Source organism: Ruegeria sp. AD11(2025), assembly GCF_056542405.1.
On sequence record NZ_JBQFZU010000133.1, the window covers coordinates 1 to 695 of the forward strand.

The 695-nt window shown below is 52.8% G+C and carries 2 protein-coding genes; both read left to right on the forward strand.

From position 1 onward, the window contains the following. Positions 1-164 (forward strand): carboxyl transferase domain-containing protein (locus ACR1XY_RS24705; protein ID WP_480597496.1); only part of this gene is annotated, 164 nt, incomplete at its 5' end. A 3-nt stretch (positions 165-167) separates the two neighbouring features. Beyond that, positions 168-551, forward strand: coding sequence for a hypothetical protein (locus tag ACR1XY_RS24710; RefSeq protein WP_480597494.1), 384 nt, complete (start codon positions 168-170; stop codon positions 549-551). The last annotated feature ends 144 nt before the right edge of the window (positions 552-695 follow it).

The following is a 695-nucleotide window of genomic DNA, read 5'->3' on the forward strand; positions in this document are numbered from 1 at the left end:
ATGAAGACCGCTTTGCCAACCCCTTTGTTGCTGCGGAACGCGGGTTTGTTGATGAAGTGATCATGCCGCATTCGACCCGGCGCCGGGTTTCAAAAGCCTTTGCAAGCCTGCGCGGCAAGCAACTGAAGAACCCATGGAAGAAACACGACAACATTCCGCTGTGAGCCATGAGTGAGTCCGGGAATCTCGACATCTACGCGATTATATTCGGTCCAACCAACACCCCAATTGAGGCTCTCGATTTTTTTGAGATTTCTAGTGGGTCAAACACTCGGGAGGTGATGTTGGCGGTCTTTCGTTCAGAACTGGGAAGTGAATTGCAGTTGCGTGACCCGTCTGCTGATCTGATATCGCACTTTCGAAACACTTTGTCTCAAATGGTTGCATTCGCGGAAAAAACTGATGCCGGTTTGCCTGACGAGTACTTCGTGGAACTCGCGGATGGATCCGAGGTGACCTACATTGAAATTCCACCATCGCGTCGTTTTGTTCTCAGTTTTGAAAACGAAAGCTGGCGGACACAAGAACCCGTGCGCGTGAGCGTGAACTAAGTGAAATCGAGGCTGATAATTGACTCGGAGTCAAAAAAGGACCAATGATCCGACCCGTCAAACATAGCACTGCGCAGGCCAACAGCACTGCGCGCGCGGTCCCGGAAGGAGGAGCCTGCCGTTGGCGGGTCCGGGGTCGCGCCA

Excerpts from the sequence above, each read along its gene's own strand:
- ACR1XY_RS24710 (WP_480597494.1), top strand. The coding sequence starts at position 168 with ATGAGTGAGTCCGGGAATCTCGACATCTACGCGATTATATTCGGTCCA.